The organism is Loktanella sp. S4079, assembly GCF_000967725.1.
Classification (GTDB): domain Bacteria; phylum Pseudomonadota; class Alphaproteobacteria; order Rhodobacterales; family Rhodobacteraceae; genus Yoonia.
Genome location: NZ_JXYE01000002.1, coordinates 1 through 16,320 on the forward strand (window position 1 = coordinate 1; position 16,320 = coordinate 16,320).

A 16,320-nucleotide genomic window follows, 5' to 3' on the forward strand; every position below is an offset into this window, starting at 1 on the left:
TGACATTGACGCGGGCGGCATCAGCCAGACGGCGACAGTCTCGGGGCAGGGGCCAGATTCCGAAGGAACCTCTGCGGTGTCTGATGATCCGTCCGATGCGACGGGTGACGATGACCCAACGGTCGTTGTGATTGAAGCAGTGCCAGAAGCTGTTGCCGATAATACGCTGGTCGAATTGGAGCGCCTGTTCCCGACGGTTTATGAGGCTGAGTATGTGGTCACAGTAACCAACGACGGTAACGTCACACTGAACAACATCGGTGTGTTGGACGATCTTGCTGCTTATCTGTCACCAGCCGAGTTGTTGGGGACGCCAAGTGTGACTGTGGTTGGATTTGGCCCAGCGGTACCGAATTCTGGCTATGACGGTGTGAATGATACGCAGCTCTTGTCTGGTGCGTCTGAATTGGCACCGGGTGAGACGGCAACCATCAATGTACGTTTCCAATTCTCGGTTGCGAATGGCACACCGGGAGAGGGCAGCGCCGTTGTGTTGACCGCTTCTGAGCTGCCAGAGCCGATCACGCTTGATGTTCAGGAAGTGCTGACAGATGAGGATGAAGACAAAGCCTTTGATAGCGAGGAATCTGCGACCGAAGACCGCGATGGCGATGGGATCAACGATCAGGCTGACTACGACCCGACTGGCTATTTTTACTGTGAAGAAGATGGCCGTATCCTAAGTGGCGGTGAGGTGTCAGTCTCTGGCCCGCTGGGTACGCAGTCTGGCATCGGGACGTCGAACAATATCACGATCGTCGAGGATGGCTCGACTGGGTTCTACCAGTGGTATGTGACCGAAGAAGGTGTTTACACGATGAACATCACCTATCCTTCGGTGGGTGTTGCATCGACAAATCGCCCGGTGACGTCATCTGCGGTCCGTCCGGCTGATTTGGTCGATGTGGTGACGGGTACGACTGACACTGATCCGCGTGTGTTGGGCGCTGGTGAGTTTGGTGCAACCGGTCAATTGGCCGACTATACCGAGGCCGCCAACCCATCCTTCTATGTCTCTTTTGACATTCAGGCAGGCGACCCGATGGTGTTTAACAACAACATCCCGCTGCGCGATTGCGCATTGAACCCGCTGGACATTGTTGCGACGAAATCGGCAGATCGCGCGACTGTTGAGAAGGGTGGAGTGGTCACTTACACCATGACATTCGAGAATGATGTGCTTGGGTTTGATCGCAACGACATCACGCTGATCGATAATCTTCCGGTTGGTCTGCTTTATATGCCTGGTTCGGCAACTTTGGATGGAGTTGCTGTCGAGCCTGAGGTGTCTGGACGTCAGCTGTCTTGGCCAAACCAAGATATCGCGCGCGGGCAAACGCGGACCTTGATCTTGACCGCGCGGGTGTCTCCATCAGCAGAGTTGGGTGATATCGTAAACCGGGCGATTGTTATGGATCCTGTCACTGCTCAGCCGATCTCGAATGAGGCACGCGCAACGGTGACCTTGGCACCCGAGCATGTGTTCGACTGCTCGGATGTGATCGGCAAGGTGTTCTATGATCTGAACGGGAATGGCTATCAGGACGCCGGTGAAGACGGTGTTGCTGGTGCACGGATCATGACCGTGACTGGTGATATCATTACGGCCGATGAGAATGGCTTGTACAGTGTGCCATGTGCCGCTCTGCCAAGCCGGATCGGGGCGAACTTTATCCTGAAAGTGGATGAAAACAGCCTGCCAACTGGCTATCGTGTCACAACGGAAAACCCACGTGTTGTGCGTTTGACGGCGGGTACGATGGCGCAGATCAACTTTGGTGTCGGTGCATCCGATGTCGTTGATATCGTGCTGAGCGCGGATGCCTTTCAAGGTACGGCTGATGAGCCGGAAGTCATCGAAGACCTCGAAGACGGTGTGAAGGCGCTCGTTGCACAGCTTGCTCAGAAACCATCGGTCATTCGTCTGACTTACAACCGTGGCAGCGAAAGCAGCGAATTGGCACGGGCGCGGTTGGATGTGCTCGAAGAGCTGATCCGCGACGAATGGCGCAAGCGCGGGCGGTTTAACGTCAACGTCGAACGTCAAATTGAACGTCAGTATTAATAGGAGCGAGAGAAATGTCTGATCGCAAGAAAAGCACCAAACTTTCACTGCTATTGACCAGTTCGGCCTTGTGTTTGGCCTTGGGCACGGCACGAGCCGAAGAGGCTGGGTTCTCGATTGTCCTGAACGGTGACACCGTTGCGGGCGATGTGATCGAAGTCACGGATACCCGTGCGGCGGCCATCGCACTGCGGCAAGCCGACATTAACGTTCAATACGATGGGTTCTACGCGACGCCGCGGCTGGATGCGATGACCCTGCCGGGCGGTTCCTATAGTGCCGGCAGCGCGGTGACCTTTCAAAGTCGGACCAACTATCCGGCATATATCTCGCGCGGCGAAATCCGCATCATTGATACCGGCGCAGATGCAGGGCCAAAGACCGTGGCCATCGTCCCGATCAATGCCAATGGCCGGGTTGAAACGGTTGTCCCTGCGGGGGAGCAACTGGTCTATGTACACCGTGTTTATGATGCCGAGGGGCGTTATGACGAAACCAGCCCGCTGTCGTTGACACGTGGTGATGCACGCCCCGTTTCGGCCAGCATCGAGGAAGGCACTGACCGAACAGTGGTACGCAATATTCGTGTCACTGGTGGTGCCGTAACCATTTCAGGTCAGAACGTCGCCCCCGGCGCATCTGTCCTTGCGATGGGCGAGGTCATTCGCCCAGGGGTGAACAGCGGTTTTGTTATTCAACGGATTTTGCCACCCGGTGAATATCCAATCGAAGTCCGTGTGATCAATCCTGCGCACCGCAACCAGATTATCGAACACGACGTCACCGTGCCGACATCGGAATGGGTTGGGGTCGGTCTGGTTGATCTGACCTTTGGCCGCAATGAAGGTGATGGCGTCGCCGCAGAGACAGGTGATTATTCGCGCGGTCGATTGGCGTTCTACACCAAAGGTCGTTACGCAAACGGAACAACGGTCACGGCCTCGGCGGATACGGGTGACGAGGATCTAAAGGATATCTTTACCAACCTTGATCAAAACGACCCACGGTCTTTGATGGGGCGGATGGACAGCGATCTTGCCTATCCAATTTATGGCGATGGATCGACCATTGTTGATGACACCCCGACCTCTGGTAAGTTTTACGTACGTGTCGAAAGAAACGAGACCCACGCGCTATGGGGCGATTTCAAGTCCAGCATTACGGGTACAGAATATCTGCGCAATGAACGCACGCTTTATGGTGCGCAGGGTGTGTACCGTTCCGATCAGGTTACGGCAAACGGTGACGCACGGGTCGCGGGCGAGGTGTACGCCGCCCAGCCTGATAACCTGCCGCAACGTGATGTTTTTCGTGGGACGGGTGGCTCGTCTTATGTGTTGCGTCAACAGGATGTTTCTGTCGGGTCTGAAACCCTAACTGTCGAAGTACGCGACCCCGAAACAGGGCGTGTCATTGACCGTCGGCGACTGGTCTTTGGGGCGGACTACGACATTAATTATGTCCAAGGGATCGTTCTGCTGAATCGTCCGCTGACTAGCCGCGTTTCAGATGGCTCGCTCATCAATGCAAACCCCAACGGGGACTATGACGTCAACCTGATCGCGCAATATGAATATTCACCCACGCTCGAGGCTGATGGGTTCTCATATGGTGCGCGGGCACAGGCCTGGGTTTCGGATGAGCTGCGCGTTGGTGTGTCTGGTATGGCGGAAAAAACGGGTGCCGCCGATCAAGAGGCTGTCGGTGTTGATCTGCGTTATCAACGTTCTGAGACAACATTCGTCGAGGCGGAATATGCCGAAACGGATGGCCCCGGATTTGGCTATACATCATCAACAGACGGTGGCTTGACCGTCGATGACACCGCATCTGTCGATGGGGCCGGTAGCGCCTTGCGGGTCGAAGGACAAGTCGACCTAGCCGACGTGAGCGAAACCGGAGAAGGCGTTGTTTCAGCCTATTACGAGGACCGTACGGCTGGTTTCTCGACGCTTGATTACCAAGTCGATGCGAATGAAACGCTCTGGGGCGTTGCTGCTGAAACAGCCATTTCCGAGGCGACACGGATCAAGCTCAGCTATGACGACTATCAGAATGACGCGGGCAAAGAGCTGCGTGAAACCGAATTGAATGTGACACATCAATTGAACGCGCAAACAGCGCTGACATTTGGTTTGGCGCATCAAGAACGGGTCACGCCCACGAGCGCTGCGCAGACCGGATCACGGACAGATGCAGCCTTGCGTGTCGATCATCAGTACTCTGATACATTGGCGGTCTATGGCTATGCTCAAGGCACCGTTGGGGATACTGACGGTCTTGAGGAAAACAACCGCATCGGTGTCGGCGGACGTGTCCAACTGTCTGATAGTTTTGCGGTCTCGGGTGAAATTTCTGGCGGAACATCAGGTGCGGGCGCACGTGTGTTGGCAGAATACGACCGCGATGGAAACAACACCGCCTATTTCGGTTACACGCTCGATCCAGATCGCAACACCTCTCAGACCGGCTTTGGCCAAGACTATGGGTCATTTGTCGCTGGTGCACGTCGCCAAGTGAACGAACGCACCAAGGTGTTTGGCGAAACCAACTATGACCTGTTTGGGAACCGCACCGCGCTGACCAATATCTACGGCGTGCAGTATAATCCGACCAGCCTTCTGACCTACACGGCCACTGTCGAAACGGGCCGCATCAATGATGACACCAACGGTGACTTTGACCGGAATGCTGTGTCCTTTGGTGTTGTGTACAAAGACGCCGATCGCCTGAGCGCACGCGGCAGATTGGAATACCGTAACGAACGTGGTGTCGATGGTGCCAGCAACCGCGACTCTGACACGTGGTTGATTGCGGCGGACGCCCGCCATCAGATTGACGAAAAGCAGTATCTGCTCGCCGAGTTTGATGCGCTCTACACTGAAACCAGCCTGACCGGATTGCCTGACACGGAATACGTCGAAGGCACCTTGGGCTATGCCTATCGTCCTGCACAAAGTGACCCTTTGAATGTGCTCGCGTCCTATACCTATCTCTATGATATGGCCGGGCAAACCGTGAATGGCACCGCCCAAGAGGGGCCACGCCAGCGCGCGCATATCATCAACGTGAACGCAAATTACGATCTGAACCCAGAGTGGACCTTGGGCGCAAAAGTCGGCGCACGTTGGTCAGAGCAAGCTGATGTGGGCGAGGATTTTGTAAGTAATGACGCTGTCTTGGCTGCTCTCAATGTGCGCTATCACGTTGTGCACAACTGGGACATCTTGGTCGAAGGGCGCGCGCTTCATGCCGAAGATATCGGCACGACGGAATATAGCGCCCTTGGTGCGGTCTATCGCCATGTCGGTGAGAATTTCAAAGTTGGTGTTGGATATAATACCGGACGCTTCTCGGATGATCTGAGGGATGTGACCTACGACGACAAAGGGGTGTTCATCAACCTCGTTGCAAAGTTCTAAAAATAAAAGGGCCTCATCAGATGATTGGCGCATTCCGGATTTTGGGACACAAAAAGACCTCGGCAAACATTTGCCGAGGTCTCTCACTTTCGGGGTCTTGGTTTGAATAAGATCAGATCTCAGCAGGAAGCTCCTCTACCTCTTTATTATTTGTTGCCATTAGCTTCTCCTTTCTCCGAGCCATCGTCTCGTGCCACTCCTGAGCTTCTCGGTCAGTGAAAAAGTCAGCGTCTGGAGCGAGTCTGGCCACCGCACTTTCCACCTCATCCAGTGAAACTCGGAAAAACTCTTTCCTCATATTCGCCATATTCACACGCTGTTCCGCAAACTCTTTATGGAGAGCTGCCTCCAATGCTGGAGCCTCCTCAGAATAGATCATCGCATGAGTGTCAAAGGTGAAAGGAACACTGGCATCGCCCAACTCCCGAACGCGATCATTGGGGTCCAGGCGTCGGGTCAAGCCAATTTTGACCATGTCCTCTCCGAAGGAGCCGATATTTGAGATGACATAGACATAGCCAGATTTGGTCATTTCCGCCATAGCACGCGCCCTTTCGCTCGTGGCGTGAGCTTGCTCCAATGCGGCTTCAAGTTCTTGAAGCTTCTTCTTCATGGCCTTGCTGGTCTCGCCAACGCTTGCTTCTTTCCGAGCTTTTTTGAGCAGCGCTTGATACTTCTGCTCCTCTTTCTCAGCAGCCCGAGCTTCCGCGAGGAGTTTCTTTTCTTCTCTTTCCGCCCTGGCGAGTTCTGCCCGCTCATCTTTTTCGATTTTCATCTGCTCGCGGTATTCATGGGTCAGATGCAGTTCATCAATTTTCATCGCCACATAATCATCATTGATGTGGAGATTCATTGAGGTGTTCTCTTTCGAGATCGCTTTGGCGGCATTCAGAATCCGCTTTTCCATTGCAACCACATTGTTCCAACGCGTGTTGGCAATTGCGGCCTCGCACTCATTGTTAAAAGCTCGCATGGTCAATCGAGTTTGGCGGTTGATCATGGTTTGCCCTTTTGCGCGACTACCTTCGACGGTCCAATCTGTCGGGCAAATTGTTGCTTCCTTGGCCGATACCATCGCTTTCTGGCGGGCCCGGATTTCTTTGATCTGGTCCTTATAGGTTTCGCTATCACCAAAATCAAAATGTGGCTCATAGATACCGAGTTCTGCAAAAGCCAATCGGTCGTCATAGACTGCAACCTGTTCCTTCAATTGGCCAAGCAGCTTGCGCTTCTCCGCATATGATGCCCGCGTTTTCTGAATGCCACTTTCAAGCTCGGCAGCATCCCTCTGCAAGCGTTCGACCTCAGTTTCGATGGATGTAATCGCTGAATATTTTGTCTTAAGATTACCCAACTCTTCATCAACTGCTTCGGCTTCTTTCGATGCTTTAGCCAGCTTCTTTCGGGCCAAGATCCATAGAATAAAAAATAGAGGAGCACTGAAAAACCAGAGCAATACGATGATAGTATAAGGGTCCATGAAAGTTCCTATTTCGCAAATTGAATTGAAAAGTCACGCTCCTGCACAGCCGATAGGGTAGTTATGGTTTTGCGGTGTCGCAAACAACAATCTCCTTGGATCGTGCTAATCCAACAACCTCAACAAAAAGAGTTTTTACCGTGTCTCGAACTTCTTCCATAGCGGCGTTCCGTGATACAGCCATGTACTATCAAGGATGCGCCGTGGATCAGGGCGCACGCGCGTAGTTTAGGTCATCCTGCGTGCATCTGCCCCCAACCGTATCGCGGGTGCCGAGCAAAAACTCGGGAAGCGCTGCTTTTGTGTCCCAAAATCCGGAATGCGCCATCAGATGATGGGGCCCTTTTGATTTATGCGGTTTAAACTGGTTGCTGTAGATGCCCAGATCGTCGCGAATAGGTTTGGCCGCCCGATATGGGCGGCCTTTTTCGTTAGCCGATCTCTTTCAGGCGCGCGATGGCGGCTTTGATCTGTGCTTCCTCGCCCTCACGTAGTGCGAGGTTTTCTTTGGCCTCTGCAACGACTTCATCCGGGGCGGAGGCCACGAATTTGGGGTTGTTCAGACGACCACGCAAACCGCCAAGTTCTTTGGCTAGCTTTTGTAGTGTCTTTTCAAGCCGCGCAATTTCTTCGGGCACGTCGATGAGGTCAGCCAACGGCAGGCCGAATGTGCCGCCGTCCATCGGGATCGTGACGCAACCTTTGGGGAAGGCGTCGACTGCTGTCAGGCTTTCAATGCGGGCAAGGCGCTGGATCAGGGCCGCGTTATTGTCCCATGCGGATTGTCCCTTGGCATCAAGCCCCATGACAACCAGCGGCACTTTTGCACCGGCAGGGACGTGGCTTTGCGCGCGGGCTGATCGGGTGTTTTCGATCAGATCGATCACCCAGTTCATTTCGCGGTCTGCATCTGCGTCGATCAGTTCCGCGCCATAGGTCGGCCAATCGGCGTGGACCAGCATTTTGGCGCGGCTGTCGGCGTGGCCCCACAATTCTTCGGTGATGAAAGGCATGATGGGGTGCAGAAGGATCAGACATTGGTCCAGTACCCAGCGCAGGGTCTGCTCTGTCTCGGCTTTGGCTGCTGCGTCATCACCTTGCAGGATTGGTTTGGAAAATTCCAAATACCAGTCGCAGACCTTGCCCCATGTGAACGCGTAAAGCGCGTTGGCGGCGTCGTTAAAGCGGTAGGATTCCAGTGCAGCGTCCACCTCGGCGCGGACTTTGCCAGTTTCACCGATGATCCACTTGTTTACGGTTTGCTGCGCCTCAGGGCGTACCGCGTCGCCGGGGTAGGCAATCTCGTAATGATTGGCAAAGCTGAAGGCATTCCACAGTTTTGTGGTAAAGTTCCGATAGCCTTTGATCCGGTCTTCGGAAATTTTCAGCACACCACCCAGCGCCGCCATCGCCGCGTTTGAGAACCGCAGCGCGTCAGCGCCGTATTCATCGATCATCACCAATGGGTCAATCACATTGCCCTTGGTTTTCGACATTTTCTCGCCCTTCGCGTCACGCACCAACTGGTGCAGATAGACGGTGTGGAACGGGATGTCGTCCATCACGGCGGTGGACATCATCATCATACGCGCCACCCAGAAGAACAGAATATCCTGCCCCGTGATCAACACATCACCGGGGAAGTATTTCATCGCGTCGGTATCTTCGGGCCAGCCCAAGGTGCCAAAGGGCCAGAGGCCAGAGGAGAACCAAGTGTCGAGCACGTCGGGGTCGCGCCAGACTGGGAACTCTAGCTTCGTCGGGTCTTGCGTAACATTGTATGCGGCGAGACCAGCAGAGAAGCGTTCAATTGCCTCGGCCTTATCAGCAACCTCAACGACCGTCGCATGGCTAATGGGGCTTGGCGTGTCGGCATTGTCGAACACAAAAGCGGATTTGACACTTTCGAAGTCGGCAGCACAATGCATTACTGTACCGCGATGCACTATACCATCTAGCAGCAGACCAAGGATTTCAACTTCGTCCAAGTCACCTGATGGATTGCTCTCGTCTTCGACGCCAAGGTCAAGACCATACCAAACCGGAATTTGGTGTCCCCACCACAGCTGGCGCGAGATGCACCATGGCTCAATGTTTTCCAGCCAGTGATAGTAAACCTTTTCGCCGGATTCCGGCATGATCTTGGTGCGGCCTTCTTTGACCGCATCCAGCGCAGGCCCGACGATTTTGGCAGTGTCGACGAACCATTGATCGGTCAGCATCGGTTCGATGACCACCTTGGAGCGGTCACCGAAGGGCTGCATGATTTTCTTGTTTTCAACGAAAGGCACGGTTTCAGTCACTTCGACTTTGTTGCCGTCTTCGTCTTTTTCTGTGCGGGTCACGTCGTGCATCACGGCCAGACCTTCGGCGGTGATATCGGCAATAACCTTTTTGCGTGCTTCGAAACGATCCAGCCCACGGTATTCGTCGGGCACAAGGTTCATCGCGGCGATCATCGCCTCGTCGAATTCCTGTTCGCCGTTGGAAATGGCTTGGGCAGTGGCGGCTTCTTCGGCGTAGGGTTTGCCGTCTGCGCGCATCTGGCCCTTTGTATCCATCAGCGAATACATCGGGATATTGCCGCGCTTGGCGACTTCATAGTCGTTAAAGTCGTGTGCGCCGGTGATTTTTACCGCGCCCGAGCCAAAGTTCATGTCTGGATAAGGATCGGTGATGATCGGGATCAGGCGGCGCTGTTCTTTGGGGCCGACAGGGATTTCACACAGTTTGCCAACGATTGGCGCATAGCGTTCGTCGTCTTTGTGCACCGCAACCGCGCCATCGCCCAACATGGTTTCAGGGCGGGTCGTGGCAATCGAAATGTAGTCGCGGGTTTCGCGCAGGGTGACGTTTCCGTCTTCGTCTTTCTCGACGTATTCATAGGTTTCCCCGCCCGCGAGCGGGTATTTGAAGTGCCACATGTGGCCGTCGACTTCGATGTTTTCGACCTCAAGGTCCGAAATCGCGGTCTCAAAGTGCGGATCCCAGTTCACCAGACGCTTGCCGCGGTAGATCATGCCTTTGTTGTAAAGATCGACAAAGACTTTCAGCACGGCATCGTGAAAGTTGCCGGGTTTTTCTGTTGCAGGGGCGGTTTCGGCACCGGACATGGTAAAGGCGGAACGTTCCCAATCCATGCTGTCGCCCAAACGGCGGGCTTGCTGTTCGATTACGCCGCCTTTGTCGCCCTTCCATTCCCAAACTTTTTTCAAGAACGCGTCGCGGCCCATTTCGGTGCGTTTGGGTTGGCCAGTGGCCGCCAGTTCCTTTTCCACCATCAACTGCGTGGCGATACCGGCGTGATCAAGCCCCGGCTGCCAAAGCGTGTCATAACCCTGCATCCGTTTCCAACGCGTCAGGATATCCATCAAGGTGTGGTTAAAGGCGTGACCGACGTGCAGGTGGCCGGTCACATTGGGGGGCGGCAACATGATGGTAAAGGTTTCATCACGGCTGGCATTAGCGCCAGCCTTAAACGCTCCGGATTTTTCCCACATCTCGTAGATGCGTGGTTCAGCGGATTTTGCGTCGAATGTCTTGTCCATGGCCATTGTCACGTTCCCAATATGGTTTGTGACCGAATACCCAATGGGCTTGCCAAGGGAAAGGGCCTATAGCTGGTTATAAATACTGATCGCCAGTTGGTTCAGCATGTCGCGGTCCGCCTCGCCGACGATGGCATAGCTTAGGTTCGCGTCTTCCCAATAGAAACTGCCGGTGTTGCCAGTTTGGTTATAGTTGAATGAGGCCAACTGCCCGGTCGCGCCTTTCACTGCAAAGAGCGTGATACGCTTACCTGTTGCATCTTCGTACATGAACTGTGCGGCGGGGCCTTCGGCGGCGGAAACCAGTCGTCCACCGACAAGCGTATAACCATTAGCCGTCAGGTCAGGGGCTTGCAGAGGCTCACCGACGCGATTTGATAGCCACCGGATAAGCGTTTCTTCCTCGGATGCTGCGACCTCGACCGGGCGGTGAGGGTCGATACTATAGACGGCGTGGGCTTGGACCGCTTCTTGGACGAGGCTTGCCATGAGCTGAGGGTTCGCCTGATTACCGCGTGCGATCCATCCGCCCGCCAAACCCAGTGCCAACATAACCATCGATGCAGCGATGGCGGCCCATGATAGGCCCGAAGGTGCGGCGTTTGTGTTGGCGGTTGGTGTCTGAGTGGTCAGCGCAGGCATTTGCGGCGGCATATCCCGATGCGGATAAAGCGCGTTTATCGCAGCGTTTTGTGCGGTCCATGCCTCGAGATCCTCAAGCCGCTCTGGGTGCTTGTTCAAATAAGCCTCGACCCGGTCCATTTGCGCATCATCAAGCTGTCCATCGACAAAGGCATGGAGCATTTCTTCTGTAATCTGGCCGTCGTCTTCTACGGTCATTTTACTGGGCCTTCGTTCGTTTGCATCATCGCCTTAAGGTTCGCGCGGGCGCGACCCAAACGGGACATCAGCGTGCCAATGGGTATCTCTAACGTTTCTGCCGCCTCTTTGTAGCTAAGTCCACCGATCACAACACTCAGCAGGGCCTCGCGTTGTTCTGGCGGCAATTGTGCCATAGCACGTGCAGTTTCACCGAGCGCGAGCTGATCATTCAATCTGTCCACTGCCGCCACAGTGGTGGATATGTCATCAAGAGGTGCAGTCTCTTGTTTCAGGGCAGGTGATCTGACTTGGCTGCGATAGGTGTTTAACAAGACCTTCATCGCCCATGCTTTGACCGTGCCCGAAGGTTGCCATAACGCACGTTTACGCCAAGCGCGTTCAACCCCATCTTGGAGCAAATCATCCGCAGCGTCGCGGTTACGCGTTAATGCAAAGGCATAGCGCCATAAATCAGGAAGGCAGTTTTCGATCTGCTGATGAAAATCACCCATATGGAGTCGCAAGTCCCATGTCTGATTATGTTCCCGGCCAAAACTAGCGGCCGCGACGCTTTCCGTAAAGGAATGTATCTTAAGGGCGCGCAAGGTGCCAATTTCCGCCGACGCCGTCACCTGTCGTGTCGCCAGGTGCACGATCATTGACCCAAAGATAAAGCGGCTGGCCGTTGTAAGCCCATTGTTTGCTGCCGTCATTGCGGGTGATCGTTGTGAATGCGCCGCTTGCTTCGGCATCGGCTGCGGCGGCCAATGGTGGCCAGCTGCGTGCGCAGCCCCCGTTGCATGCAGATGACGTCGCCGTATCCGGGTCAAATGTATAAAGGCTCATCCCGTTTGCGTCCGTAAGAATGCCATTGGTATCCATTGCGGGTACGGTGCCATGTCCCGCTGCGTAGGCGTCACAGGCGCTTAGGCCAACAATTGTTGTAAAGGCGATAAGTGAAAGTTTCATAATATGTCTCCGGTTTGATAACTGATGTGCTGCCGGTTTTTGCGACAGTCATGATACCAATGCGCGGGGAACTGATTTTAATCCCGATAAGGGAAATTATTTTTGTGTCATGGCAGTCTCTGGACAACTGCGCCCTGCGGATTAGGGTATAAATATGTGGCAAACATGAGGAGCCAGCCCGATGGAAAAGTTCGGAAAAAGCCAATCGGTCAAACGGGTTGAGGATATGCGCCTTGTCACAGGGCATGGGCGCTATGTTGACGACATCGCACCAGAGGGCGCTTTGTTTGCTTTTTTTCTGCGTTCGCCGGTGGCGCATGGTGAAATTGCTCAGCTTGATCTCGAGGACGCGCAGCAGATGCCGGGCGTGCATTTGATCGTCACGGTCGAAGATCTGATCAAAGCTGGGGTGAAAATCGGGCTTGGCACCACAGTTGTTAAGAACCGTGATGGTTCACGCGGCGCAAAACCGCAGCGCCCCATATTGGCACAAGGGCGTGTCCGCCATGTTGGTGAGGCAATCGCCATGGTGGTTGCTGACAGCCTGACCGAGGCCAAAGATGCTGCTGAAATGATTGGGCTTGAGATCGATGACCTGCCTGTCCACGTAGACTTGGCCACTGGTGGTGAAATGATTCATGCCGAAGCCCCTGAAAACCGCGCCTTTGACTTTGGTCTTGGCGACGAGGCAGCAGTCAAAGCCGCAATTGATGGGGCCGCGCATGTTGTCAGGACCGAGGTTTTTGATAACCGCATTATCGTCAATTCAATGGAGCCACGCGGTTGCTATGCCGAGGTCCAAGACGGGCGTTTGCATTTTGCCTTTGGCGGGCAGGGTGTCTGGGGGCTGAAATCTGACTTGGCCAAGCATTTCGGTATGGACCCTGCGCAGATACGTGTCACCAATCCTGATGTTGGCGGCGGATTTGGCATGAAAGGGATGCGTTACCCTGAATATTTCGCTGTCGCACATGCTGCGCGGGTATTGAACCGCCCTGTGCGCTGGATGTCAGAACGGACAGAGGCAATGTTGTCCGACAATGCCGGGCGCGATTTGACCACAACCGCGACACTGGCGTTTGATGAAAACCATCGCATCATCGCCTATCATCTGAATACGCTGGCAAATATGGGCGCTTATAATTCGTCATATGCGCAGCCAATCCAGACAGAGCTGTTCGCAAAGGTTATGATGGGCACCTATGACGTCCAGACGGCCTATATGCATTGCGTCGGTGTTTTCACTAATACAACGCCAGTTGATGCCTATCGCGGCGCAGGTCGCCCCGAAGCTATTTTCGTGCTCGAGCGTGCGATGGACGAAGCCGCGCGACAGCTTGGCGTTGATCCCTGGGAACTTCGTCAAAAGAACTTTATCAAAGCTGATCAGTTTCCTTACACCTCGGTCACTGGCGTGACCTATGATGTAGGGGATTTTCCCAAAGTGCTGCGTCGCGCCGCCACCGAGGCAGATCGCGTGGGATTTGCCGATCGTCGCGCGGCAAGCGAGACGGCGGGCAAGCTACGCGGGCAAGGGCTCTGCTATTATATCGAGAGCATCCTTGGCGATACCGAAGAGACAACAAAGGTTGAGTTTACGCCTGATGGGGCGTTGATTTTCGTTGGAACCCAGTCCAATGGGCAGGGGCATGAAACTGTTTATGCGCAGTTCCTTGCAGATCAGACGGGGATTCCGGCGGATCAGATAACAGTTGTCCAAGGCGACAGTGATCAAATCGCAAAAGGGGGCGGAACGGGCGGATCGCGTTCCGTGACGGTGCAGAATACGGCGACATTGGCAACGGTTGAGGTCATGATCAACGCATTTTCCGCCTTTCTGGCAGAGGATCAAAATGTGGCACTGTCTGCGGTCAGCTTTGATGATGAACGTTTTCGTATCGATGGATCAAACCTGACGCCCACAATGTTAGAGGTCGTTGATATGGCCCGCGACGCGGGGCGCGATGATTTGCTGGTTCATTTGGCGACAATTGATCTAGAGAACCGCAGTTTCCCCAATGGCGCACATGTGGCCGAGGTTGAGATTGATCCGCAAACCGGGGTCGTAACCGTTGATCGCTACACCGTGGTTGATGATTTCGGTAATCTGATCAATCCAATGCTCGCCGAAGGGCAAGTCCACGGTGGTGTGGCGCAGGGCATCGGGCAGGCATTGACCGAACAAGTGGTCTTTGACCAAGACGGGCAGCTGTTGACGGCGACGTTTATGGATTATGCGATGCCACGTGCGGATAATATGCCGATGATCAAATTCGCGACAGAGCCGACCCCATCGTTGAACAACCCGATGGGGATGAAGGGCTGCGGCGAAGCAGGCACTGTCGGGGCGCTTGCCGCTGTGGCAAACGCGGTGATTGATGCTCTTTGGGGGCTGGGCGTGCGTCAGGTGCAGATGCCATTCACGCCAAACCGGATCTGGGAAACTATCGAGGCGGCAAAGAAAAACAGTGAAGCTGCGTGATTGGTTCTTTGGATTATTTGGTCGCCGCGCGCGTGCCAAAGAGGGCGGCATTCGTGGGCGTGGTCCTGCAACACATGTCATTATTCTCGATGGCACAATGTCGTCGCTTGCGCCGGGCAAGGAGACTAACGCGGGCTTGACCTTTAAGTTGCTGAATGAAGTCAGCCAAACCAGCAACCTAACCGTCTATTACGAGGCGGGCATACAGTGGCGGGACTGGGCCGGTACATGGGATGTCATGACGGGCAAAGGGATTAATCGCCAAATCAAGCGCGCCTATGGGGTGGTCGCGTCGCGATATCGACCCGGCGATAAGATCGCGTTGGTTGGCTATTCGCGCGGGGCCTATGCTGTGCGGTCTCTGGCAGGCGTAATTGACCGTGTCGGTCTGGTGCGGGCAGAACATGCGACAGTACGTGCAATTCGGCAAGCCTATCGACACTACCGCAATGGGGCCGTAAACCCGGCTGCCCAGCGGTTTAGCGAATTATACTGCCACGATGATGTCAAAATCGAAGTTGTCGGCGTGTGGGATACAGTCAAAGCGCTGGGACTACGTGTGCCGATCCTGTGGCGCTGGGCGCCGGCGCAGCATGATTTTCATAATCACGAATTGGGGCCGCATGTTTTGAATGGCTTCCATGCGCTTGCCCTAGATGAACGCCGCCGGGCGTATGAACCTGTGATGTGGTTTAGTCGCCCTGAATGGCCCGGACATATGGAACAAGTCTGGTTTCGCGGAAATCATGGCGATATTGGCGGGCAAGTGTGGGAACATCCGCAGGCACGTCCGCTTGCGAATATTCCGCTAGTTTGGATGCTTGAACGGCTCGAACAATGCGGCGTCTCATTTCCCGAAAATTGGCGAGATCGCTTTCCGCAGGACGCACGCGCTCCGTCAATCGGGAGCTGGCGCGGCTGGTCCAAGATTTTCTTGTCGCGTCGGTCTCGGATGGTGGGGCAAGACCCGTCTGAACGGGTTCATGACACTGTCGATGTTGCTACGGATAACCCGTCAGTCGTTACGGATTTGCATAATCAAACAAGTAGTTGAGCCTGTCGCATATAGCTTACCATCTGCGGCACCGCGAATTTCGCCATGTGATACGCCCGTCGTACGCCCGCCATGATCCAAATATCCGGTCGCAATGATCTCGGTCCCGACGGGGATCGCACGGGTCAGGTTCACCTTGTATTCCAGCGTTGTATAAATCGCACCTTTGGGCACTGCCGTCATGACAGCGCAGGCCATACAACTATCAAGTAACGTTCCATACCAGCCGCCGTGCACACCACCCATCGTGTTCATGTGCTGCGGTTCTGGTTTGCCGCGAATGACAACTTTGCCCGGCTCGACGGCATCAAGCCAATAATTGATGACGTTCCCGATTGGTGCAGCCAATGCGGGCTCTTTGAGCATTGTATAGAGGTAATCAAGTCCCGACATCGACAGCATACGGTCGCGGTCGGGAACTGCATAGGGGGTGGTGGTCATCACTGCCTCGGGCTTTGTTTTGCCCGAAGCTGACCGC

General features: G+C 54.6%; 9 protein-coding genes and 1 pseudogene. 4 read left to right on the forward strand and 6 right to left on the reverse strand.

The window, feature by feature from the left end; all coding sequences use genetic code 11:
- Nucleotides 1-2,065: pseudogene (locus tag TW80_RS01075) on the forward strand (DUF11 domain-containing protein); the annotation flags it as partial.
- Between the two features lie 14 nt (nucleotides 2,066-2,079).
- Nucleotides 2,080-5,487: a TonB-dependent receptor gene (locus TW80_RS01080; protein ID WP_045995536.1), complete on the forward strand. Its 3,408-nt coding sequence runs from the start codon at nucleotides 2,080-2,082 to the stop codon at nucleotides 5,485-5,487.
- Between the two features lie 112 nt (nucleotides 5,488-5,599).
- Here the strand turns inward: TW80_RS01080 and TW80_RS01085 are convergent, their stop codons facing one another.
- The 5 genes from TW80_RS01085 to TW80_RS01105 all read right to left on the reverse strand — a co-directional run bounded on the left by TW80_RS01085 (nucleotide 5,600) and on the right by TW80_RS01105 (nucleotide 12,306).
- The gene (locus TW80_RS01085; RefSeq protein WP_045995537.1) at nucleotides 5,600-6,967 is read right to left on the reverse strand and encodes a DUF4041 domain-containing protein; all 1,368 of its coding nucleotides are present in this window, start codon (nucleotides 6,965-6,967) and stop codon (nucleotides 5,600-5,602) included.
- Nucleotides 6,968-7,398: 431 nt separating this feature from the next.
- The gene (locus tag TW80_RS01090; RefSeq protein WP_045995538.1) at nucleotides 7,399-10,521 is read right to left on the reverse strand and encodes a valine--tRNA ligase; all 3,123 of its coding nucleotides are present in this window, start codon (nucleotides 10,519-10,521) and stop codon (nucleotides 7,399-7,401) included.
- A gap of 60 nt (nucleotides 10,522-10,581) precedes the next feature.
- Nucleotides 10,582-11,355, reverse strand: a complete 774-nt coding sequence (locus tag TW80_RS01095) for an anti-sigma factor family protein (protein WP_045995539.1) — start codon at nucleotides 11,353-11,355, stop codon at nucleotides 10,582-10,584.
- On the reverse strand, nucleotides 11,352-11,849 hold the full coding sequence (locus tag TW80_RS01100; protein ID WP_045995540.1) for an RNA polymerase sigma factor: 498 nt from the start codon (nucleotides 11,847-11,849) through the stop codon (nucleotides 11,352-11,354). Before TW80_RS01100 ends, TW80_RS01095 begins: the two co-directional genes overlap by 4 nt.
- Nucleotides 11,850-11,928: 79 nt before the next feature.
- Nucleotides 11,929-12,306, reverse strand: coding sequence for a COG4315 family predicted lipoprotein (locus tag TW80_RS01105; RefSeq protein WP_052700859.1), 378 nt, complete (start codon nucleotides 12,304-12,306; stop codon nucleotides 11,929-11,931).
- 181 nt (nucleotides 12,307-12,487) lie between these two features.
- Between TW80_RS01105 and TW80_RS01110 the strand changes: the two genes are divergently transcribed.
- Together TW80_RS01110 and TW80_RS01115 are read left to right on the forward strand one after the other, a co-directional pair.
- Nucleotides 12,488-14,788, forward strand: coding sequence for a xanthine dehydrogenase family protein molybdopterin-binding subunit (locus TW80_RS01110; protein ID WP_045995542.1), 2,301 nt, complete (start codon nucleotides 12,488-12,490; stop codon nucleotides 14,786-14,788).
- Nucleotides 14,775-15,842 (forward strand): DUF2235 domain-containing protein, encoded by a 1,068-nt coding sequence (locus TW80_RS01115; protein WP_045995543.1) that lies wholly within the window; start codon nucleotides 14,775-14,777, stop codon nucleotides 15,840-15,842. Before TW80_RS01110 ends, TW80_RS01115 begins: the two co-directional genes overlap by 14 nt.
- Here TW80_RS01115 and TW80_RS01120 read toward each other — a convergent pair.
- Nucleotides 15,804-16,283: a PaaI family thioesterase gene (locus TW80_RS01120; protein ID WP_045995544.1), complete on the reverse strand. Its 480-nt coding sequence runs from the start codon at nucleotides 16,281-16,283 to the stop codon at nucleotides 15,804-15,806. The genes TW80_RS01115 and TW80_RS01120 overlap by 39 nt on opposite strands.
- Between the last annotated feature and the right edge of the window lie 37 nt (nucleotides 16,284-16,320).